The following is a 20,630-nucleotide window of genomic DNA, read 5'->3' as shown; positions in this document are numbered from 1 at the left end:
ACACAAGACCATTTTACAGCAGCCGCAGACAATAATCAATAAAGTCGAGGGTATATTTTTTGCTGCGCACCCGCTCCCCGGCGCGGCACAGGTCCAGATAGCCGAGCATCGCATCGGTCAGGACGGGATCCTCCAGCAGATATTCGCGGCAGAACAGCTCATCCGGCGCGGTCGTAGCCTGACAGAAAACGATGCCGCCGCCCTGAAAAACATTCACGCTCATGGCGGGGGAGAGGGGCAGCTGGGTGGTGTCCACGATGCGCAGCGTCTGCCGGTCGGCTGCAACGGCCTGCCGCAGCCGCTGCAGCAGCCTGCGCCGTATCTCGGGCGCAGGCGGGTCGTAGAGTGACGGTGGCAGGTCAAACATCAGGCCATTGCGCACAAACTGCAGGATGCCCTCCTCACAGAAAAAGATGTCCGGCGTCTGCTGGCTCCAGCTTGCCAGATAGTCGAGCATCGAGGGCAGCAGCTCCCGCAGGGTATCGTCAAGGCGCAGGACCTGCAGTGCCATCTCTTTGTCGGCGAGCAGGGAAAAGGGCGGCTGGTAGCGGATCATGCTGCACCGCTTGCGGCGTGCAAACAGGCCGCTGTACAGCGCCATCGACTCGAGAAAATCATGCTTGCCGCTGGTCAGACGCAGCACGGAGGAGGCATCAAAATATTGGCGGCTGAACGAAAGGCGCAGGCTTTCGACCGCCTTGCGGTTGGTGACGAGCAGCGCCTTCTGCCCGAGGCGGTCCATCAGGAGCGCGCTCTCCGGCAGGAGCAGGTAGACCGGCATCAGGGCGCCGGGAATCGGCTCACCGGTGATGCAGGAGGCTATGCGGGCATCATACCGCATCTTGGGCAGAAAAAGCAGCGGCAGCGTATGGGTAAGTTTGGCAATGTCGGAGGCAAGGTGGCGCGGTATCTTACGATCCTGCGCAAAAAGCAGCAGCTGCGCGACGGCGGCGGGTTCTCCGTCCGCCACCGAGAAGCGCTCGATCAGGGCGTTGTCCAGCACGGGATTGGTGAAGGGGGAGAGCAGCAGCGGCCGGGTATCGCCCGATGCAAGGTGGCGGGCGATCAGGGCCCCGGCCAGTGCGCCCACAGCGCGCGGCCCCTCGACATAGCGGTCGGTGCAGGAAATCTCCGAAAAGGCGGTGTTGGGGGCTACGCCCTCATGGCGGATAGACTCCTGCACGGTGCAGGCCGTGGTCAGCAGCTTGTGCAGCTCGGTGCGGATCCGTGGGTCGGTGGAGCGGCCGCGCTGCTTGTACTGCAGCAGCAGGGTGTCCTTTTGCTCGTCATTCAGCTCAAGGGCCTCGGCCAGGCGCTCAAGCTGCTCCTGCCGGGGTGTGCGCTGGCCGTTGATGATCTTGTACAGGGTGGAACGGTCGATGGCGGTGCGGCGCGCCAGCTCTGCCATCGTGCCGGGATAGCGGGTAACAGCGATCTGGAGGCTTTGCGTCAGTTCACTCATGGGAAACCCTCTTGAATTGTAGCAGGTGCGGTAAAGCCGATGAAAAGACCGGCGTATACTTTGACCCCCTGCGGAGTGGGTCATAAATAAGTATACTATACCGCGAAAACAGCGCGGTGGTAAGTGTGAACTTTTTTGTCAAAGCGTTGCGGTGCGGGCGGGAATTTGCTATAATCGGAACAAATACAGCAATGGAAACTGAGGTGATCCCCCATGAAAAAGCATCCCCTGCTCAAGGCGGCTGCAGCGGCCGGTGCGGCGGTGCTGGGCGCTGCCTACGGTGTCTACCGCGTGGGCTTTTACAATAAGCCCACCACGCAGGTACCCTCCCCGGCGGACATGCCAACCCGCGAGTGCTACCGCAAGGCGATGGGCCCCGATGCCGATGCGCTGGCGCGCGACCGGTTTGAGCCGGTGCATATCACGGCGCAGGACGGCACCCCGCTGGCGGCGCGGTACTACCACCATGCCGACGGTGCGCCGTTGGCCATCATCTTCCACGGATACCGCGGCTATGCCACGCGGGACGGGCTGGGCGGCTACACGCTCTGCACGGCGCTGGGCTACAATGTGCTGCTGCCCGACCAGCGCGCCCACGGCTACAGCGGCGGGCACACCATTACGATGGGCGTCAAAGAGCGCTACGATGCCCGGGACTGGGCCGTCTGGGCGCGCAGTCATTTCGGGCCGGAGGTGCCGATCTTCCTGATGGGTGTTTCGATGGGGGCGGCCACTGTGGTGCTGGCGGCCGGGCTGAGCCTGCCGGACAATGTGTGCGGCGTTGTGGCGGACTGCGGCTATACCAGCCCGCGGGAGATCACCCGCAAATGTCTGCCGGAATACCTGCCCGGTATGCCGGTCGGGCTGACCTATGCGGTTGGGCGGCTGGGGGCGATCCTGTTCGGCCGCTTTGACCCCGAGGACGCCGACTGCACCGCCGCTGCCGCGCAGAGCAAGGTGCCGATCTTTTTTGTCCACGGCGATGCGGACGGCTTTGTGCCCTATGAGATGGGGCGGCGCAACTATGAAGCCTGCCGCGCGAAAGGTAAGAAATTTTTGACCGTACACGGCGCAGAGCACGCCGTGAGCTACTACCACGACAACGCCGCCTACACGGCGCAGGTCACCGACTTTTTACAGGATTGCCTGACCCGGCGCGGCTTTGTCTGGCCGCCCGAGGCTGACAAGGATAAACAAGCATAAGAGGAGTGTATAAGGTTATGAAACGAATTGCAACAAAGAACGCCCCGGCCGCCCTCGGCCCCTATGCCCAGGCGGTGGATACCGGCACAACGGTCTACTGCAGCGGCCAGCTGGGCCTTGACCCCGCGACCGGCGCACTGGCGGAGGGTGTGCAGGCCCAGACCCATCAGGCCCTGAAGAACCTGCAGGCCGTGCTGGGCGAGGCAGGCCTGACGCTGGACAGCGTTGTCAAGACAACGGTGTTCGTGCAGGATCTGGGGGATTTCGGCGCGGTGAACGAGGTCTACGGCAGCTATTTCCACGGCGGTTTCCCCGCGCGCAGCTGCGTGCAGATCGCCGCCCTGCCGAAAAACGCCCTTGTGGAGATCGAGTGCATCGCGGTGCGGTAAAAACGCATTGCAGGGGCAGATTCCGTATCCGCCCGGGAACATTTCCGCCGCCGCGAACGGCGCGGGCGCATATAGAATGCGCCCCTACGGCGTGACCCATGTTGTGAGCGCCGGCCGCAAAGCGCAGCGGAGGGGTCAAGACCCCTCCCTACAGAAACAGATAACCGGCAGGCCGTTGGATCGAACGGTCTGCCGGTTTCGTTTATTTCCCGTAGCTTGCCAAAAATTGGCGGGTGCGTTCCTCTTTGGGGTGGTCGATGAGATCCTTTGCGCTGCCCTGCTCAACCACAACGCCGCCGTCCATAAAAAGGATGCGGTCCGCCACATCGCGGGCAAACTTCATCTCATGGGTGACGATGATCATGGTGGTGCGGTGCGCGGCAAGCTCCCGCAGGACGCGCAGCACCTCACCGGTCAGCTCGGGGTCAAGGGCCGAGGTCGGCTCATCAAAGCAGAGGATGTCGGGGTGCAGCGCCAAGGCGCGGGCGATGGCCACGCGCTGCTGCTGCCCGCCCGAAAGCTGGTGCGGGTAGTGGTTCTCCCGGTCGGAGAGGCCCATCTGCGCCAGCAGCGCCCGCGCCTGCTCCTCGAGTTCGGCAAGAATCCGGCGCTTGTTCTGCTTGTAGTCGGGGCGTTCCCGCGCCAGCAGCTGCCCGGCCAGCATCACATTTTGCAGCGCGGTGTACTGGGGGAACAGGTTGAAGTTCTGGAACACCAGACCGAAATGCAGCCTCTTTTTGCGGATGGCCTCCTCGCTCTGGGTGCGGGTGTCGGCGGCGCTCCACAGCGTTTCGCCCGCAACGGTGATCGAGCCGGTGTCGGCCGTCTCGAGAAAATTCAGGCAGCGCAGCAGCGTGGTCTTGCCTGAGCCGGAGGAGCCGATGATCGCCAGCGCCTCCCCCTCGGCCAGATCAAAGGAGATGCCGCGCAGCACGCTTGTGGCACCAAAGCTTTTGCCGATGCCGTTTACTTCCAACAATGCCATGACTGCACCCCCTTATCGGAAATAGTCCAGCCGCTTTTCCAGCCAGCCGAACAGCAGCGTCAGCACACCCACAAACACAAGGAAGAACACCGCCGTGGAGAACAGCGGCCAGATCAGGCCCTTGGCGCTGTACTCCTTCGCCATCATGATGATGTCCTTGTTGGCAATGACATTCGCAAGCGAGGTGTCCTTGACGAGGGTGATGATCTCGTTGCCCATCGGCGGCAGAATCCGCTTGATGACCTGCAGCAGCGTGACGCGGAAAAAGATCTGGGTCCGGGTCATGCCCAGCACCTGCCCGGCCTCGGTCTGGCCCTTGGGCACAGCCTCGATGCCGCCGCGGTAGATCTCAGAAAAATAGCAGGCGTAGTTGATGGCAAAGGCCACCACGGCCGCCACCAGACGGCCGCTGCCGCCCGACGGCCACGGGCTGGCAAAGCCCATCAGGCCGGGGCCTAGATAAATCACAAGGATCTGCAGCATCAGCGGTGTGCCGCGGATGATCCAGACAAAGGTCTTGACTGCGCCGCGCAGCGGGGCAAGCCTGCTCATGGAGCCGAACGACACTACCAGCCCCAGCGGCAGTGCGAACAGTAAGGTAAGGCCGAACAGCTGGCAGTTGAGCCAGAAGGCTTCGGTCAGGCGGCCCCAGATGACTGCTGCCTCGCCCATCAGTCGGCCAGCGTCAGGCTGTATTTGTCGGCAAGGGCCTGCATCGTGCCGTCTGCCTTCAGCTCGTCAAAGGCGGCGTTCACGGCCTCGGCGGCATCGCTGCCCTTGCGGAAGGCAGCGCCGTATTCCTCGGCGTTCAGCTCGTCCTTGATGGCAAGGTTCGCGTAGTCGGTGCCCTCACCGATCATGGCGGTGGCCAGCGTCAGGTCCAGCACAGCGGCATCGGCGGTGCCGGCGGCAACCTCCATCAGGCAGTCGGTCTGCACGCTCTTGCTGATGTACTCTGCCTGCGACAGGCTCTCGTCCTCGCTGATGGCGCTCTCACCGGCGGAACCGGCCTCGGCCACAACGGTCTTGCCCGCCAGATCGGCGGTGGAGGCGTAGGCGGCATCGGCCTTCATCACAACGACCTGCGCGTTCTTGGCGTAGGGCTTGGTGCAGGCGGTGTTGGCCATGATGTCATCGGTCAGGGTCATGCCGTTCCAGATGCAGTCGATGCTCTTGGCGTCCAGTTCAACGACCTTGGTGTCCCAGTTGATCTCGACAAAATCAGGCTCAACGCCGAGCTTGGCGCAGACGGCGGTGGCAAGCTCGGTGTCAAAGCCGGTAAAGTTACCGTCGGCATCGGTGTAGTTCATCGGCTCATAGACGGTGTAGCCGATGGTCATCTTGCCCTTGCCCTGAATGTAGGCGAGGTCGGTGTCGGCGGCTGCGGTGCTTTCGGTCGAAACGGCGTCCGCCGTGCTGGCGGGGGTCGCGGCGGCGCTGCTGCCGCAGCCGGCCAGACCGGCCGCCATGCCAAGTGCCAGAACGGTGCTGATAAGCTTTTTCATGATAACTCCTCCTATACTTTGCACAAATCCCTCACACTGCCGATTTAAAGCGGTGGTGTTCTTTAATAGTAATGCAAAACCGCAGGTTATGCAAGAGGTTTGGGCAATTTTTGCAGAAAAAAGAATATTTATGCAGGGGTGGGGGCGAGAGGCTGCGGCTTGACAAAGAGACTGCACAGCGTTATAATAAACATAGAAAAAGGCACTGCGACAAGCGGTTGGTCTCTTTCAAGCTAGGGTAATTAGATTAGACCTAAGAACCGTCACTTGGCAGAGTGGCGGTTCTTGCTTTTTACAATGATGCTCAATGTAATGGTCTTGTGACCCACATAAAACGTAAATGTAAAACGCATGATCTCACCTCCTTTCGGGAGGGAAGACCAACCGCCTGCCGTATGTGCAGTGCCCGCCGCATAAAGCGGCATAAAAAGAATACCATGTTTCGACGGTTTTTGCAACCGGGAGGCATGGTATTTTTTGTTGCTTTTTACTTGATGATCCGCACCATATCGCGGGTGATGGCATCGAGGGTCGGCGCGCCGCACAGGCGCATCGTGTCGGCCAGCTCGCTGCCGATCTTTTCGGTGTAGGCGGCAACGCCGTCCGCCCCGCCGCCGTAGACGGCTGTGACGAAGGGCCGTGCGATCAGCACGCCGTCCGCGCCGAGAGCCAGCGCCTTGAACACATCGTTGCCGGTGCGGATGCCGCCGTCCACAAGGATCTTGGCGCGGCCGTCCACTGCGGCCACGATGTCGGCCAGAACCTCCGCCGTGGCAGGGCAGTCGTCCAGCACGCGGCCGCCGTGGTTGGACACAACGATGCCGGCAGCCCCGGCCTCAACGGCCTTTTCAGCACCGCTGACGGTCATGATGCCCTTTAAGATGAACGGCACACCTGCGCTTTTGGCAATCTCCTGCAGCTGCTCCACGGTCTTGCTGCCCGCGGGCGGGTCAAGATGCTGCAGAAACGGCAGCCCTGCGGCGTCAATGTCCATGGCCAGCGCAAAGCAGCCGGACTGGCGGGTCATCGCCAGCTTCTGCGCCACGGTCGCGTTGTCCCACGGCTTGACGGTCGGGATGCCCGCGCCGCCGCTGGCGGCGATGGCAGTGGTCGCGCCCTCCATGACCTTGGGGTTCGTGCCGTCACCGGTAAAGGCGGCAATGCCGGCCGCCGCACAGGCGGGGACCAGAATGTTATTGTAGTCAAGGTCGTTGTATTTGTCGCCGTAGTGCAGCGCCAGAGCACCCACCGGCCCGGCAAAGAAGGGGTACTTAAAGGTGCGGCCGAAGATGCGGAGCGCGGTGTCCGGCTCAAAATTTTCGTGGATCGTGTCCATGTTCAGCCGCACATCGCGCCAGGCGTCAAAGTTGCGGATCGCCACCGTGCCGCTGCCCTTGGCACCGGGGCCGGGAATCGTGGCGCCGCAGGCGCGGCCGTTGCATACCGGGCAGGCATGGCAGGGGCCCATCTGGCCGCGCGCGGATTCAAGAACTTCTTTATAGGTCATCTGGATTTTGCCTCCTGAGTTGCGGGCCGATGCGAGCATCGGCCCCTGCAAAAATCGGGTAATTATGCTCCGCGGTCATTATAGCGCGTTTTGTGCGCGGCCGCAAGGGCGCTGACGACGACAAGTGCGCACAGTACACAGAGCCCTGCACCCGCCTGGCCGGTCAGGTCGCCCACAAGGCCCACAAGCGGGCTGGCGGGGATCATCAGCAGACTGTAGGCCATGCTGTCCACGCTGATGAGCGTTGCGCGGCGGTCACTGGGGATCGCGTCGTTGAGCCGCTGCATACTGTGCAGGAACCAGACGGAGAGTGCCCCCTGCACGAGTACCGGCCCAGCGGCGCAGAGCAGCGCCGGGGCCGCGCCCGCCAGAAGCGTGCCTGTGGCGACGAGCAGCGCACAGCCGAAATAGAGCGCGCGCAGCTGTTTGGGGTGCAGGCGGCGGCCTAGCGATGCGCCCGCCATGCCCGCGGCCCCAGCCAGCAGACCCGGCAGAAACAGCCATTTCATGGCCCAGCCCTGCTGGGTCAGCCGCTGCTGGACGAACATCGAGGTCAGGTAGGACGGCAGCGAGATGACGGCATCGGCCATGATAATGCGCCGCGCCGGTGTGCTGCTGCACAGGCAGTCGAGACTGTCCAAAATGTGCACACGCAGCCGGGCGGGCAATTCTTGTAAGATGTGCTTCTCGCGGGCGGCCTGTTCGTCGGTGACGACAGGTTCGGTCAGGTTGGCCGCGGCCAAGGCGGAGACGGCGCTGACCGCGGCGTCCGCAAGGTAGTAGCCCGCCGAGGTCAGCACCCCGGCCAGCAGGCTGGCCAGTGCGCCGAGGGCGGAGGCTAGCTTCATGAAGATTGACGCTTTGGCGTCAACTTTAATGTAGTTGCGCTCCCGTCCGGCGGTTTTCAAGCTGTCGTAGGTCAGGGCTTCCGTTGTGCCGGAGAGCAGGTTGTAGCCCAGCGCTTTCAGCCCCATGCCCGCGCAGATGAACGCGAGACTGGGCGCAAACGCCATGGTGGCGGCGGAGACAACGCCCAGCGCACCGCTGAAGATCAGCGTGCGCCGCCGCCCCAGCAAATCGGCGGCCATGCCGCTGGGGACCTCACACAGTAGGCTGACGCCGTGGAAAACGCCCTCGGCCAGGCCGATTTGCGCCAGCGTAAAGCCGCGGGCCGCCAGCAGCGCGACCCAGACGGCGTCGGTGAAGCGCAGGGTAGAGGTAAATGCGTGCAGATACACGCAGCGAAGCTGCTTTTGTAAATTCATGGGGAACACCCTTTCATGATAGTATACGAAAACGTGCCCTTAAATTTTTGTAAAAAGGCAGCAAAAAGCGCCCCGCGGCAAAGCCACAGGGCGCAAAAACTGCACACTTACAGCGTCACCGAGGTAAAAAAGGGCACACTTACAGCGTCAGTACGTCAGGGATTTCCTTTTTTCTGGAACACAACACCAAACTGCCAACGCATAAGGGGTGCTCTCCTTCCTCGGTGAATTTGGGATAAGTATAGCACAGCGTTTGCCAAATGGCAAGAAAAATTGTACAATAGAGGCATGATTTTTGAAAGCTAAGGGGAACGGGTATGAAACGACTGGTCGTTGGGCTGCTGGCCCATGTGGACAGCGGCAAAACCACATTGGCCGAGGGGCTGCTTTACCGCGCGGGGGTACTGCGCAAGCTGGGCCGCGTGGATCACAGGGACGCATTTCTGGATACCGACAGCCGGGAGCGGGCGCGGGGCATTACGATTTTTGCCAAGCAGGCGGTGCTGGCGCTGCCCGCCGCCGAGGGGGCCGAGGAGTGCGAGCTGACCCTGCTGGACACGCCGGGACATGTGGATTTTTCCGCTGAGGCCGAGCGCGCCCTGCAGGTGCTGGATTATGCGGTGCTGGTGGTCTCCGGCACGGACGGCGTGCAGGCCCACACCGAGACGCTCTGGAAGCTGCTGGCCCGCTACCGGGTGCCCACCTTTGTGTTTGTGAACAAGATGGATCTGCCGGGTGCTGATGCCGCCGTCCGCCTGCGGGAGCTGCGCGGGCGGTTCGGGGACGGGTGCGTGGATTTTTCTGCCGTGCCCGACCCGGAGGCGCTGGCCCTGTGCAGTGAACCGCTGATGAACGAGGTGCTGGAAAACGGCGCGGCCTCGCCCGAGACCGTGGTGACGGCCATTGCGCGGCGGCAGGTGTTCCCGGTGTTTTTCGGCGCGGCACTGCGGCTGGACGGGCTGGACGGCCTGCTGCGCGGGCTGCAGACGCTGACCCGCACCCCGCCGCGCTGGCCGGAGTTCGGTGCGCGGGTGTTTAAGATCAGCGAGGACGCGGGCACACGGCTGACATGGCTCAAGATCACGGGCGGCGTGCTGCCGGTCAAGGCGGTGCTGCCCGGCGGCGAGAAGGCCGATGCGCTGCGGCTGTACAACGGCGGCAAATTCCGGCTGGTCAGCGAGGCATACCCCGGCATGGTCGTGGCGGCGGCAGGACCGGCTGCCACCCGCCCCGGGCAGGGCCTTGGGGCAGAGGCTGACGCCGATACCCCGCTGCTGGAGCCGGTGCTGAACTACCGTGTCGAGAGCGCAGCCGACCCCCATACCCTGCTGAAGGCATTGCAGACGCTGGAGGACGAGGACCCCCAGCTGCATGTGAACTGGCGGGACGACCTCGGCGAGGTGCATGTCCAGCTGATGGGCGAGGTGCAGCTGGAAATTTTGCAGAATATCCTGCAGGAGCGGTTCGGGCTGGATGTAACATTCAGCGAGGGCGGCATTTTGTATAAGGAGACGCTGACGGCGGCTGTCGAGGGTATCGGCCACTATGAGCCGCTGCGCCACTATGCCGAGGTGCATCTGCTGCTGGAGCCTGCGCCCCGGGGCAGCGGCGTCCAGCTGGCGGCGGACTGCCCACCCGACACGCTGGCCGAAAACTGGCAGCGGCTGATTTTGACCCATCTGGCCGAGCGCACCCACCCGGGCGTGTTGATCGGCGCACCGCTGACCGATGTCAGGATCACGCTGGCGGCGGGGCGCGCCCACCAAAAGCACACCGAGGGCGGGGACTTCCGGCAGGCGACCTACCGCGCCGTGCGGCAGGGCCTGCGGATGGCTGCGGCCGGGGACGGCGTGCAGCTGCTGGAGCCGTGGTACGATTTTACGCTGGAGCTGCCTGCCGATGCACTGGGCCGCGCCATGGCCGATGTGCAGCGGATGTGCGGCAGCTTCCATGCGCCTGAAACACTCCCGAATTCCGAAAACACGGTGCGGCTGACCGGCCGCCTGCCCGTTGCCACGGCGCGCGGCTATGCGCGGGAGGTCGCAGCCTACACCCACGGGCTGGGCCGGTGGGCTGTGCTGCCCGCCGGGTACGATGCCTGCCACAACACCGATGAGGTGCTGGCCGCCGCAGGCTATGACCCCGATGCCGATACCGACAACCCGGCGGATTCAGTGTTCTGCTCCCACGGGGCCGGGTATCTTGTCAAGTGGGACGAGGTCCCCGCCCGCGCCCATGTTTCCAGCGGGCTGGAGCGGAGGCTGGGTGCTGCACCCGCCGCCGGGCAGACGCAGGAGGAGGACGAGGCCAACGCGCGCCGCCGCCGGGCCTCCGCCTACTGCGGCACGCTGGAGCAGGATAAGGAGTTGCTGGCAATTTTTGAACGCACCTACGGCAAGATAAAGCGCCGCGGCGGCGTTGACGATGCCAAAAAGGCCGCCCGCGCGGCGTTGCACACCGCCCCGGCGGCGAGCGTGCCGGCTGCGCCTGTGCCCGCCGGGCCGGACTATCTGCTGGTGGACGGCTACAATGTCATCTTTGCGTGGGACGCCTTGCGCAGGCTGGCGGACGGCAGCCTTGACGCCGCGCGGCGCAGGCTGATGGACATTCTGTGCAACTACGCAGGCTATAAGCGCTGTGTGCCGATACTGGTGTTTGACGCCTACAAGGTGCGGGGCGGCGCGCGGGAGGTCGAAAAATACCACAACCTCTATGTCGTCTACACCCGGGAGGCCGAGACCGCCGATATGTACATTGAGCGTGCGACCCATGAGCTGGCGCGTGAGCATCGCATCCGCGTGGTCAGCAGTGACGGCGCAGAGCAGATCATCGTGATGGGCCACGGCGCGCTGCGCGTTTCGGCTCGTGCGTTTGAGGAGGAGGTCAACGCGGTCGAAAAGGAGATCCGCGAATTTTTGGAGGAATAATATAAGCCGCTGTGCCAAAGATGCACAGCGGCTTTTGTATTTGCTGTTTTATCGTTTCCGGCTACCGGCACAGCTGCACGGAGCGGTCAAGACCGCTCCCTACAACCCTGCGGCGAAAGCTCTGTAGGGAGGGGTCTTGACCCCTCCGGGAAAGCTCCCGATACCGCCCAATCTGCCTTATAGCTCCTTCGCTGCGCACAGCAGAATTTCCTCGGCCTTGTCCAGCCCGAGTTTGCTGGTGCAGAGGGTCAGGTCATAGTTGCGGCTGTCGCCGTAGATCTGGCCGGTGTGCTGCTTGCAGTAGCTGCGGCGGGCGCGGTCGGCACTGTCCATGTCGGCCTCCAGCTGCTCAAACGGGGTGTCGGGCATCAGCTTGCGCATGTGCAAAAGACGCCAGTTGCGGTCGGCATGGACGAACACCCGCAGGCAGTGGTCAAACTCCCGCAGGATATAGTCGGCGTTGCGGCCCACGATGACGCAGCTTTCCCGGTCGGCGATCTCGCGGATGGCGCGGACCTGAGCATCCCACAACTCCTCACTCAGGGGGCGGTTGTAGAAGTTGAAAAGGCTCTGGGTAAAGCCGAACTCATGGGGGACACGCTCGTCCCAGCGGCGCACCTGCTCCGGCGTCAGGTGGGCGCTGGCCTTGGCGGTCTTTAAAATAATGTCGCGGTCATAGTAGGCAATGTCCAGCTCCCGGGCCAGACGGCGGCCCAGCTCGCCGCCGCCTGCGCCGAACTCGCGGCCGATGGTGATGATACGCTTCATGGCAGGATCCTCCTTCAGGTAAGCAGGAAGTGTAGGGCGCTGCCGTACCGCAGGGCGGCTCGATAACGCCATCATACCCTTATTGTATCAAATCCGGCGGGAAAGTCAACTGGCGCTGTTCAGCCGGTAGCCGACCTTGTAGACGGTCTGGATGTCGTTTTCCAGCCCAAGCTTGCGGCGCAGCCGGTTGATGTGGACATCAACGGTGCGGCTCTCGCCGATAAAGGCGTAGCCCCATGCAGCCTCAAGAAGCTGGCTGCGGCTCAGGGCCTTGTCACAGTGGGTCACAAGGACGGCCAGCAGGGCAAATTCCCGCGGCGTCAGGCAAAGCTCGCAGCCGGCGCGGCGCACACGGTGGGCGCGCAGGTCAACGGTCAGGTCTTTGTAGGCAATGTACGGATCATACGGGGTCATGATAGGGGCCCTCCTTTCAGATAGGGTAGGGGGTGCTGTCATCTATAATAACGATAAATGTTTCCGAGTTGTTACAAAAATCGGAAAAATCCGTAATTTTTTTAAAAAATGGGAAGAACGGGCGTTTTCCACATTTCAACAAAACCTATATATCGTGGGTTTTGGACAGTTTACACCGGGTTTTCCACAGTTTCAACATGGTTTTCCACATTTCAACTGTGGAATGATGTGGAAAACCTGTGCAAAATGCAAGGGCAACACCGCACAATTCCCGCCGGAGCGGTGCTTAGAATTATGCGGTATTGCCCAAAGACTGTGTCGGACGGCCCGGCGCGGCGGCATTTTTTGCGATTCGTTCAAAGTTGTGTCACATGCTGTTCATTTTTAGGGCGCATGCTATACTTGTACAAAGGACAGCACCGCCGGAGGTGCGGTGCCTGCCCGGACAAAAGAGGAGGCCAATGGCATGAAAGAAACGACACAGCCGCCGAAGGACCCGAAAAAGAAACTATGGGTCGGCTATGCGGTCATTCTGGCAATCGTGATTTTGAGCAACATCTTCCTGTATCCGGCGCTGATGCAGGCCGGTGTCAAGAGCGTGAACTACAGCACCTTCCTGCAGATGCTGGAGAGCAAGGAGCTGGCCACCGTCCAGATCGAGGACCAGCAGATCTATTTTGTGGACAAGAACGAAAACTCCTTCAAAACGAACGCCATCGCGCAGGACAACAACCTCGTGGCGCGGCTGGAGGATGCGGGCGTGGAGTTTGGCACCGTCTACCAAAGCCCGACGATCTGGGACTCGCTGCTGAACCTTATCATCTCCTTCCTGCCGATGATCCTGCTGTTCTGGTTCATCAACCGCTGGGCTTCCAAAAAGATGGAGCAGATGGGCGGTGCCGGCGGCAATGCAATGCTGTTCGGCGGCAAATCCGGTGCCAAGCAGTATGTTGTCGATGATGAGACCGGCATCAAGTTCAATGATGTCGCCGGTGAGGACGAGGCCAAGGAGAGTTTGCAGGAGATCGTAGACTTTCTGCACAACCCCAAGAAATACGAGGACATCGGCGCCAAGATGCCCAAGGGCGTGCTGCTTGTCGGCCCTCCGGGTACCGGCAAAACGCTGCTGGCCCGCGCGGTCGCCGGTGAGGCCGGTGTGCCGTTCTTCTCGATCGCCGGCAGTGAGTTTGTCGAGATGTTTGTCGGCATGGGCGCAAGCAAGGTGCGCGACCTGTTTAAGCAGGCAGGCGAAAAAGCACCATGCATCGTCTTTATTGATGAGATCGACACGATCGGCAAAAAGCGTGACGGCGGGGCAAACCTCGGCGGTAACGATGAGCGCGAGCAGACCCTGAACCAGCTGCTGACCGAGATGGACGGCTTTGACGCCGCCAAGGGCGTTGTCATTCTGGCAGCCACGAACCGGCCGGAGTCGCTTGACCCGGCGCTGACCCGCCCCGGCCGCTTTGACCGGCGCGTGCCGGTCGAGCTGCCCGACCTCAAGGGGCGCGAGAGTATCCTGCGCCTGCACGCCAAAAAGGTGCGCCTTGGCCCCGACTGTGATTTTTCCGTTATCGCCCGGATGACGCCCGGTGCCTCCGGTGCCGAGCTGGCCAACATTGTGAACGAGGCAGCCCTCTGTGCGGTGCGCCACCGCCGCAAGGCCGTGACCCAGTTTGACCTGCAGGAGGCTGTGGACACGATTTTGGCCGGTGCGCAGAAGAAGAATAAGATCCTGAACAATAAAGAAAAGTGCATCGTCTCCTACCATGAGGTCGGCCATGCACTGGTGGCGGCACTGCAGACGAACAGCGCCCCCGTGCAGAAGATCACCATCGTGCCGCGTACCTCCGGTGCGCTGGGCTTTACGATGCAGGTCGAGGACGGCGACCACACCCTGATGACCAAGGAGGAGATCCTGAACAAGATCGCCACCCTGACCGGCGGCCGCGCCGCTGAGGAGCTGATCTTCCACTCCATCACGACAGGTGCCAGCAATGATATTGAGCAGGCCACCAAGCTGGCCCGCGCGCTGGTCACCCGCTACGGCATGACCGAGGATTTTGACATGGTCGCGCTCGAGACGGTGAACAACGCCTATCTGGGCGGCGATGCCAGCCTTGCCTGCAGTGAGCAGACCGCAGCGAAGGTGGATGCCAAGGTCGTGGAGATCGTGCAGGCCGAGCATAGAAAGGCCTATAAGCTGCTGGCTGACAACAAGCGCAAGCTGGACGAGATCGCCCAGTACCTGTACGAAAAGGAGACCATCAGCGGCGAGGAGTTTATGCGTATTTTGAACGCGCAGCCGCAATTACCGGCGGGGACTTCGGCAGATTCCACAAACGCGGTGCAGTAATTTTGTATAGTTGTCGTTCGATTGCCCCTTGACGCCGCCGTCACAGCCTTGTATGATAAGTACACAAACCAACCCGGCGAGAGGGGGAAAACGAGAGTGACCTTTGAAGAATTGCAGGATCTGCTGGCAGAGCAGTTCAGCTGTGACACCGGCGATCTGACCAGAAGCACGGCGCTGGAGGATCTGGACGCCGACCATGAGGATATGATCGAGCTGGCCTGGGCGCTGGGCGAGGCAATCGGCGTGGAGATCGATGAAAGCGAGCTGAGCGAGGATCTCACCATCGGTGAGCTGTGGCGCTTTGTGCGCGATAAGGAAGAAAACGCCGAGGAGTAACAACAAACGGAAGGCCTGCCCTTTGCGGCAGGCCTTTTTGGTATCTGAACGGCCAAGCCGCCCGGGGCGGCGCAGGATGAGAAAGCGGGAATCATGACAAACACGAAAGCAAAACATTTCTGGGCAGTAGCGGCGCTGCTGGCGGTGGGGCTTGCGGTGATGCTGCTCTATGCCGGGCGCAAGCAGGGCTACCATGTGGACGAGCTGTATACCTATGAGTTGGCCAACTACCCCGGCGGCTTTTATGCGCTGCAGGACGGCTATCTGGACAGCTGGCATGACGGCAGCTTTTACAAGGCGATCCTGTCGGCGGAGCGGCCCTTTGCCTACAGCATCCCATGGAACAACCAGAAGATCGATGTCCACCCGCCGCTCTATTACTGTCTGGTCTACACGGCGGAATCGCTCTTTCCGGGACTGGGGCTGCCGTGGGTCGGGCTGCTGCCGAACTTTGTCTGCCTGCTTGCGGGGGCAGCGGTGCTGTACCTGACGGTACGCCGTCTGACCGGGCGGTTCTGGCCTGCGTGGACAGCAGCGGCCTGCTGGCTGCTGAGCGTCGGCGTGCAGGGTATGGCCGTCTTTACCCGTATGTACAGCCTGATGATGCTGGAGGGCATCGTGCTGCTGTACTGCCATGTGGTGCTGTGGCAGGCGCTGCAGCAGGGGGCGCGGCCGCCCCGGACCGTATGGGCCGGGCTGTTTGCTGCCACACTGGCGGGGGTGCTGACCCAGTATTTCTTTTTGGTGTACTGCTTTTTCCTCTGCGGGCTGTTCGGGCTGTGGCTGCTGGTCACGCGGCGGTTCAGAACGGCGGCGGGCTATGCGGCGGCTGAGCTGGCCGGGCTGGGGGCGGCGTATCTGGCCTTCCCCACGATGAAGCAGCATATCTTTTCCGGCTCCCGCGGGAAGCAGGCGTTTACCAGTGTGTTCGATGTCTCGGCGCTGGCGGACTGGGCGGCCAGTCTGGGCCGGGTGTTCCGCCTGCTGGCGGCGCAGTTCGGCGGGCTGGCGCTGTGGGGCGTTGTGCTGGCGGCTGCGGCGGTCCTGCTGTGGCGGCGCGGTGCGCGGCTGCGGGGCAACGGCCTGTTTGCCGCCGGGCTGCTGCTGGCTGCCTGCGGGTATGTGGTGCTGATCGACAAGGCTGCGCCGTTTGAGGCTGACCGCTACTATGTAGTGATCTATGGTGCAGTCGTGACGGCGGCGGCGGTGATTCTGGCGCGGTTGGACCTGCGGCGGGATGCTGTGCTGGCGCTGGCTGTGGTGCCGGTGCTGGCAGCACATTTTGTGCATCCCAACGAATATTTGTACGAACAGTATGCCCCGCGCACCGAGGCGCTGGCCAAGACGGCCGCCCTGCCGGCCGTTGTGCTGAACAACGCCGGCTACGATGTGGCACCGGACCTCTTTGTCACAGAGTTCGCCGCGCGGGAGGCTGTCTATCAGGCAGGCACCGGTGACGATGCGGCAAGCCTGCAGGCGGCCGCCCAAAGCCGCGATCTGCAGGATGGATTTGTGGTGTACGGGTATGTATATGACGCAGATGCGCTGAAAACGATGATCGAGGACACGCTGGACACAGAAAGCGTGGAATTGCTGACCGATGTGGCGAAGTGCCCGGTGTATTATGTGAAGCTGAAGTAAGGAAAACGGGGCAGACGAAAAGGGGCTGTGAATGGTTTCTAAGAAAAAAATCAACGGCTGGGCGGCGGTGGCGCTGGTGTTTCTGGTGTGTGCGGTCGTCTATGGGCTGCTGAGCAGCTACCCGCGGGAGCTGGCCGTCTACAGCGATGAGCTGCGCTATCTGGATGTGGCGCGCAGCCTGCTGCAGGGGCGCGGGCTGCGGGTGCGCAATATGCCCAGCGATTACCAGAAGATCCTCTACCCGCTGTGCATCCTGCCGGCGCTGCGGCTGCGGACCACAGCCGCGCAGATCACGGCCATCGGCTGGCTGAACGCTGTGTATATGGCAAGCGCGGTCTTTCCGGCCTATGCGCTGGCGCGTGCGATGCGGCTGAACCCGCGCCGCACGGCGTTTCTGGTGGGGGTCACGGCGGTGCTGCCCACCATGTCGGCAGCGGCTACCTTTATGAGCGAAACGGTGTTTCTGCCGCTTTCCCTGTGGCAGGTGTACTTTTTCCTGCGGGCAATGCTGGCTGCGCCGCGGGCCCGGGTGGGCTGGTGTGCGGCGGCGGGGGCGTTCTGCTACCTGTTGTATCTGAATAAGGAGGTCGCACTCTATTACCTGATTGCATGGGTGCTGGTGCGCGGCTGGGTTTGGTGGCACGATAAGGCAGGCTGGCGTGCTGAGCTTGCCTGCAATGCGGCGCTGTTGGGCAGCTTTCTGGCCTGCTTTGTGCTGGCCAAGGTCACGCTGTTCCGGGGGCTGGGCAACTCCTACAACCAGACCGGCTGGCTGACCGGGGAGCAGTGGCGCTTCCTGCCCTTTGCACTGGTCTGTGATGCGCTGTTTACCGTGCTGGCGTTCTGGGTGTACCCCGTGCTGCTGCCCCTCTGCGGGCTGCACCGCCCCCGCCGGGGCAGCGATGCCCGCCGTACCCAGCTGCCGCTTTTCCTGCTGCTCTGTCTGGGCATTGGCGTGGCGGTCATCGCATGGTCTATCACCGTGCGGGAGGATCTGCACGATCCCTCGCCCCGGCAGCATATGCGGTATCTGGAGCCGCTGCTCATCCCGCTGCTGGCCGTGACGATGGATACGCTGGACGAGGCACTGACACCCGCCCGGAAATGCCTTCTGGCTGCGCTGACCGCCCTTTGGAGCATCGGCTTTGCAGTGGTCTGCCGGGCCATTGGTGCGGGCGCGGGGGATAATACTCTGCTGCAGTGGTTTGACTTTGTGGCCGACCGCACTGACCGCCTGCCCGGCGGCAGCCAGACCCTGTGGCTGGCTGTCTGGCGCGTCTGCATTGTGCTGGGCGTGGCTGTACTGGGCGCTGTGCTGGTGCGGCACCGCGGCCGCAGGGTGCTGGCTGCCGCCGCGCTGGTGCTTTGCGCGGCCTGCTATCTGGGCGAGTGGCGGATCAACCGCTGGACCTACGCGATACCCGCTGAGAGCGCAGCCGGTGCCAGCGCACTGAACGAGAGCCTTGCCGCGCTGGACGGCAAGGTGCTGTTCCTGCCCTGTGGGGTGCGCCAGCGGGACAGCCAGCTTATCGAAACGTATGTCGCGCGGGATGTCTATATCGTCGAGTATGAGACGCTTTTGCAGAGCGGTGCGCTGGCAGACGGCGTGCTGGACCTGACCGCCGAGGCGGTCGGACCGGAGTACCCGGGCCGCGCGTATGAGGATCTGACCGCTGCAGACTGGGTGCTGGCCGCAGACGGCGTGCCGGTGGATACCGACATGCTGCAGCCGTCCGGCATCGACTGCCCGCAGGGCTACTGCCTGTACAAAAACCCAACCCCCGGGCGCGTCTGCTTTCAGGCGCAGGGATAACTGCTGAAGCACCTTCCTTTTTTTGAGGGAGGTGTTTTTTTGTTGGCGGATTGGCTTGCGAACGGGGCGGCGGTGATGTATAATTTTTATTATCTACAACTATGTCCGGAAAAGGAGCTTTCCATGGAGAAACTACTGGTTTTTATCCCTGCCTACAACTGTGAAAAGCAGGTCACGCGGGTGCTTTCGCAGCTGCTTGACAAACGCATCGCCCCTTGGGTGGGGGAGTGCATCGTTGTAAACAACCGTTCCACCGATGGCACTGAGGCCGCTGTGCAGGACTGGATGGCCCGCCACCCCGATGCGCCGGTGCGCCTTTTGCGCAATGACCGCAACTACGGTCTGGGCGGCAGCCATAAGGTGGCGTTCGGCTATGCGGCCGCCCACGGGTATGCGCATCTTGTCGTACTGCACGGTGACGATCAGGGGGCCATCGCCGACCTGCTGCCGATCCTGAACGATGATACCTATAAAAAATACGACTGCTGCCTCGGCTCCCGCTTTATGCGCGGCAGCAAGACCGGCGGCTACAGTGCGCTGCGCACGGTGGGCAACTACGGCTTCAACTGGCTTTTCAGTCTGGTGGCGCGCAGAAAAATCACCGACCTGGGCAGCGGACTGAACCTGTATGCCGTGGCCCCGCTGAAAAACGAATACTACAAAAAGTTCCCTGACACGCTGTATTTTAACGATTGCATGATTCTGGCACTCTGCCAGATGAAGCAGCGGGTGCTGTTCTTCCCCATCAGCTGGCGGGAGGAGGATCAGGTCAGCAACAATAAGCTGACGAGCTTCGGTATCAGTCTGCTCAAGCTCTGCGGGAAGTATCTGGCAGGGCCGAAGGCGTTTGTTGAGGGCGAGTGGCGCGACAACATTATTGAGGATTACAGCTACGAGGTCGTAGCGTCCAACCTGTAAGGAGGTTTTTGCAATGAAGGTTCTGGTAACGGGTGCAGCCGGGTTTATCGGTGGTCAGCTCTGGCACAAGCTGTGGCAGCGCGGCGATGAGGTCGTGGGTATCGACAACTTCTCCTACGGCAATCTGGACAACCTGAAGTTTGATGACCATGATTTCGGTGCCGAGGTGCGGAAGATGGATATCCGCGACAAGGCCGGGATGCTCCAGCTGTTTGAGGAAGAACAGTTCGAGGTCGTGTACAACATTGCGGGCATTGCCCCCCTGCCGGACTGCCAGAGCGACCCGGTGCAGGCCATCGAGGTCAATACGCTGGGCCTTGTGAACCTGCTGGAGGCAGGCCGCCGCACCGGCATCCGGCAGCTGGTGCAGGCCTCCACCAACGCTATGTATGAGAACGAGACCGAGTTCCCGACCGTGGAGTCGAAGTTCAACCCGCCGACGCTGATCTACCCCAACACAAAATACTGCGGCGAGCGGTTTGCCCAGAGCTTTGCTGACACCTACGGCATGACCGTGACCTGCCTGCGCTTTGCCAATGTCTACGGCCCGCACATCGACTGCCTGCGCAAGCAGCCGCCGTTTGTGGGCTACATGATCCGCGAGCTGTACTATGACCGCACGCCGGAGTTCCACTCTGACGGCAACCAGCGCCGCGATTATATCTATGTCGATGACCTGATCGCGCTGGCGCTGCGCGTGGTGGAGCAGCCCCAGAAGGGCTTTGACGCGGTGAATGTCTCCAGCAACCGCAGCTATTCCGTTAAGGAGCTGTATGCCATTGCCAGCCGCCTGATGGGCAAGAGCATCGAGGCCAAGTACTGCCCGAGCAGTCATTATTGGGCCAAATATCCCGAGCTGTACGGCGGGGCCTACGGCATCAAACCGGAGATCCTTGACCATGAGGTGAACAAGTTCAGCCAGTGCGACAACACCCACGCCCGCGAGGCCTACGGCTGGCAGCCGCAGGTGGACATCGAGACAGGCCTGAGCCGGGTCATCGAGGCAGAAACGAAGATGCTGGCGGAAAAAGATAAGAAATAATAGATAAAAGATAATAAAAGATGGGGAGTTTTGACCTGAAGGTCAAAACAAAATTGTAGGGGCGGATTCCATATCCGCCCGCGGCGTTGCCCAAAGCAG

The 20,630-nt window shown here is 62.0% G+C and carries 17 protein-coding genes; 9 read left to right on the top strand and 8 right to left on the bottom strand.

What is annotated here, in order from left to right; translation table 11 throughout:
* Positions 1-13 precede the first annotated feature (13 nt).
* Positions 14-1,462 carry a helix-turn-helix domain-containing protein gene (locus tag OGM67_10195; GenBank protein UYJ33953.1) on the bottom strand — a complete coding sequence of 483 codons (1,449 nt, stop codon included), beginning with the start codon at positions 1,460-1,462 and terminating at the stop codon, positions 14-16.
* 213 nt (positions 1,463-1,675) lie between these two features.
* On the opposite strand from OGM67_10195, the gene OGM67_10190 reads away from it, so the two are divergent.
* Together OGM67_10190 and OGM67_10185 are read left to right on the top strand one after the other, a co-directional pair.
* Positions 1,676-2,665, top strand: coding sequence for an alpha/beta hydrolase (locus OGM67_10190; GenBank protein ID UYJ33952.1), 990 nt, complete (start codon positions 1,676-1,678; stop codon positions 2,663-2,665).
* Between the two features lie 17 nt (positions 2,666-2,682).
* Complete coding sequence (locus OGM67_10185; GenBank protein UYJ33951.1) at positions 2,683-3,054, top strand: RidA family protein; 372 nt, start codon at positions 2,683-2,685, stop codon at positions 3,052-3,054.
* Between the two features lie 202 nt (positions 3,055-3,256).
* Here OGM67_10185 and OGM67_10180 read toward each other — a convergent pair whose 3' ends face one another.
* The 5 genes from OGM67_10180 to OGM67_10160 form a co-directional block, all read right to left on the bottom strand.
* Complete coding sequence (locus tag OGM67_10180; protein ID UYJ36221.1) at positions 3,257-4,033, bottom strand: amino acid ABC transporter ATP-binding protein; 777 nt, start codon at positions 4,031-4,033, stop codon at positions 3,257-3,259.
* Positions 4,034-4,051: 18 nt separating this feature from the next.
* Positions 4,052-4,711: an amino acid ABC transporter permease gene (locus OGM67_10175; protein ID UYJ33950.1), complete on the bottom strand. Its 660-nt coding sequence runs from the start codon at positions 4,709-4,711 to the stop codon at positions 4,052-4,054.
* The gene (locus OGM67_10170) at positions 4,711-5,544 is read right to left on the bottom strand and encodes a transporter substrate-binding domain-containing protein (GenBank protein UYJ33949.1); all 834 of its coding nucleotides are present in this window, start codon (positions 5,542-5,544) and stop codon (positions 4,711-4,713) included. The genes OGM67_10175 and OGM67_10170 overlap by 1 nt, the downstream gene beginning before the upstream one ends.
* Before the next feature lie 487 nt (positions 5,545-6,031).
* A complete protein-coding gene (locus OGM67_10165; GenBank protein UYJ33948.1) occupies positions 6,032-7,051 on the bottom strand; it encodes an alpha-hydroxy-acid oxidizing protein in 1,020 nt (339 codons plus the stop codon).
* A 62-nt stretch (positions 7,052-7,113) separates the two neighbouring features.
* Complete coding sequence (locus tag OGM67_10160; GenBank protein ID UYJ33947.1) at positions 7,114-8,316, bottom strand: MFS transporter; 1,203 nt, start codon at positions 8,314-8,316, stop codon at positions 7,114-7,116.
* A gap of 317 nt (positions 8,317-8,633) precedes the next feature.
* On the opposite strand from OGM67_10160, the gene OGM67_10155 reads away from it, so the two are divergent.
* On the top strand, positions 8,634-11,243 hold the full coding sequence (locus OGM67_10155) for a TetM/TetW/TetO/TetS family tetracycline resistance ribosomal protection protein (GenBank protein ID UYJ33946.1): 2,610 nt from the start codon (positions 8,634-8,636) through the stop codon (positions 11,241-11,243).
* Positions 11,244-11,420: 177 nt separating this feature from the next.
* Here the strand turns inward: OGM67_10155 and OGM67_10150 are convergent, their stop codons facing one another.
* Positions 11,421-12,011, bottom strand: coding sequence for a cytidylate kinase-like family protein (locus OGM67_10150; GenBank protein UYJ33945.1), 591 nt, complete (start codon positions 12,009-12,011; stop codon positions 11,421-11,423).
* A gap of 105 nt (positions 12,012-12,116) precedes the next feature.
* Complete coding sequence (locus tag OGM67_10145) at positions 12,117-12,425, bottom strand: winged helix-turn-helix domain-containing protein (protein ID UYJ33944.1); 309 nt, start codon at positions 12,423-12,425, stop codon at positions 12,117-12,119.
* Between the two features lie 466 nt (positions 12,426-12,891).
* On the opposite strand from OGM67_10145, the gene ftsH reads away from it, so the two are divergent.
* The 6 genes from ftsH to OGM67_10115 all read left to right on the top strand — a co-directional run bounded on the left by ftsH (position 12,892) and on the right by OGM67_10115 (position 20,531).
* A complete protein-coding gene (gene ftsH, locus OGM67_10140; GenBank protein ID UYJ33943.1) occupies positions 12,892-14,781 on the top strand; it encodes an ATP-dependent zinc metalloprotease FtsH in 1,890 nt (629 codons plus the stop codon).
* A gap of 96 nt (positions 14,782-14,877) precedes the next feature.
* Complete coding sequence (locus OGM67_10135) at positions 14,878-15,117, top strand: phosphopantetheine-binding protein (GenBank protein ID UYJ33942.1); 240 nt, start codon at positions 14,878-14,880, stop codon at positions 15,115-15,117.
* Between the two features lie 93 nt (positions 15,118-15,210).
* Positions 15,211-16,758, top strand: a complete 1,548-nt coding sequence (locus OGM67_10130; protein UYJ33941.1) for a glycosyltransferase family 39 protein — start codon at positions 15,211-15,213, stop codon at positions 16,756-16,758.
* Between the two features lie 31 nt (positions 16,759-16,789).
* On the top strand, positions 16,790-18,571 hold the full coding sequence (locus OGM67_10125; protein UYJ33940.1) for a glycosyltransferase family 39 protein: 1,782 nt from the start codon (positions 16,790-16,792) through the stop codon (positions 18,569-18,571).
* Positions 18,572-18,694: 123 nt separating this feature from the next.
* A complete protein-coding gene (locus tag OGM67_10120) occupies positions 18,695-19,489 on the top strand; it encodes a glycosyltransferase family 2 protein (GenBank protein UYJ33939.1) in 795 nt (264 codons plus the stop codon).
* 13 nt (positions 19,490-19,502) lie between these two features.
* Complete coding sequence (locus OGM67_10115) at positions 19,503-20,531, top strand: NAD-dependent epimerase/dehydratase family protein (protein UYJ33938.1); 1,029 nt, start codon at positions 19,503-19,505, stop codon at positions 20,529-20,531.
* Positions 20,532-20,630 lie beyond the last annotated feature (99 nt).

The sequence above is a fragment of the Oscillospiraceae bacterium genome (genome assembly GCA_025757985.1).
GTDB lineage: Bacteria > Bacillota > Clostridia > Oscillospirales > Ruminococcaceae > Gemmiger.
Note: the sequence above shows the minus strand (reverse complement) of the source record. Positions and strands in the feature narration are given on the sequence as shown.

Coding starts and splice junctions, on each gene's coding strand:
- OGM67_10195 (UYJ33953.1), bottom strand. CDS start 1,462: ATGAGTGAACTGACGCAAAGCCTCCAGATCGCTGTTACCCGCTATCCC.
- OGM67_10190 (UYJ33952.1), top strand. CDS start 1,676: ATGAAAAAGCATCCCCTGCTCAAGGCGGCTGCAGCGGCCGGTGCGGCG.
- OGM67_10185 (UYJ33951.1), top strand. CDS start 2,683: ATGAAACGAATTGCAACAAAGAACGCCCCGGCCGCCCTCGGCCCCTAT.
- OGM67_10175 (UYJ33950.1), bottom strand. CDS start 4,711: ATGGGCGAGGCAGCAGTCATCTGGGGCCGCCTGACCGAAGCCTTCTGG.
- OGM67_10170 (UYJ33949.1), bottom strand. CDS start 5,544: ATGAAAAAGCTTATCAGCACCGTTCTGGCACTTGGCATGGCGGCCGGT.
- OGM67_10165 (UYJ33948.1), bottom strand. CDS start 7,051: ATGACCTATAAAGAAGTTCTTGAATCCGCGCGCGGCCAGATGGGCCCC.
- OGM67_10160 (UYJ33947.1), bottom strand. CDS start 8,316: ATGAATTTACAAAAGCAGCTTCGCTGCGTGTATCTGCACGCATTTACC.
- OGM67_10155 (UYJ33946.1), top strand. CDS start 8,634: ATGAAACGACTGGTCGTTGGGCTGCTGGCCCATGTGGACAGCGGCAAA.
- OGM67_10150 (UYJ33945.1), bottom strand. CDS start 12,011: ATGAAGCGTATCATCACCATCGGCCGCGAGTTCGGCGCAGGCGGCGGC.
- OGM67_10145 (UYJ33944.1), bottom strand. CDS start 12,425: ATGACCCCGTATGATCCGTACATTGCCTACAAAGACCTGACCGTTGAC.
- ftsH (UYJ33943.1), top strand. CDS start 12,892: ATGAAAGAAACGACACAGCCGCCGAAGGACCCGAAAAAGAAACTATGG.
- OGM67_10130 (UYJ33941.1), top strand. CDS start 15,211: ATGACAAACACGAAAGCAAAACATTTCTGGGCAGTAGCGGCGCTGCTG.
- OGM67_10125 (UYJ33940.1), top strand. CDS start 16,790: ATGGTTTCTAAGAAAAAAATCAACGGCTGGGCGGCGGTGGCGCTGGTG.
- OGM67_10120 (UYJ33939.1), top strand. CDS start 18,695: ATGGAGAAACTACTGGTTTTTATCCCTGCCTACAACTGTGAAAAGCAG.
- OGM67_10115 (UYJ33938.1), top strand. CDS start 19,503: ATGAAGGTTCTGGTAACGGGTGCAGCCGGGTTTATCGGTGGTCAGCTC.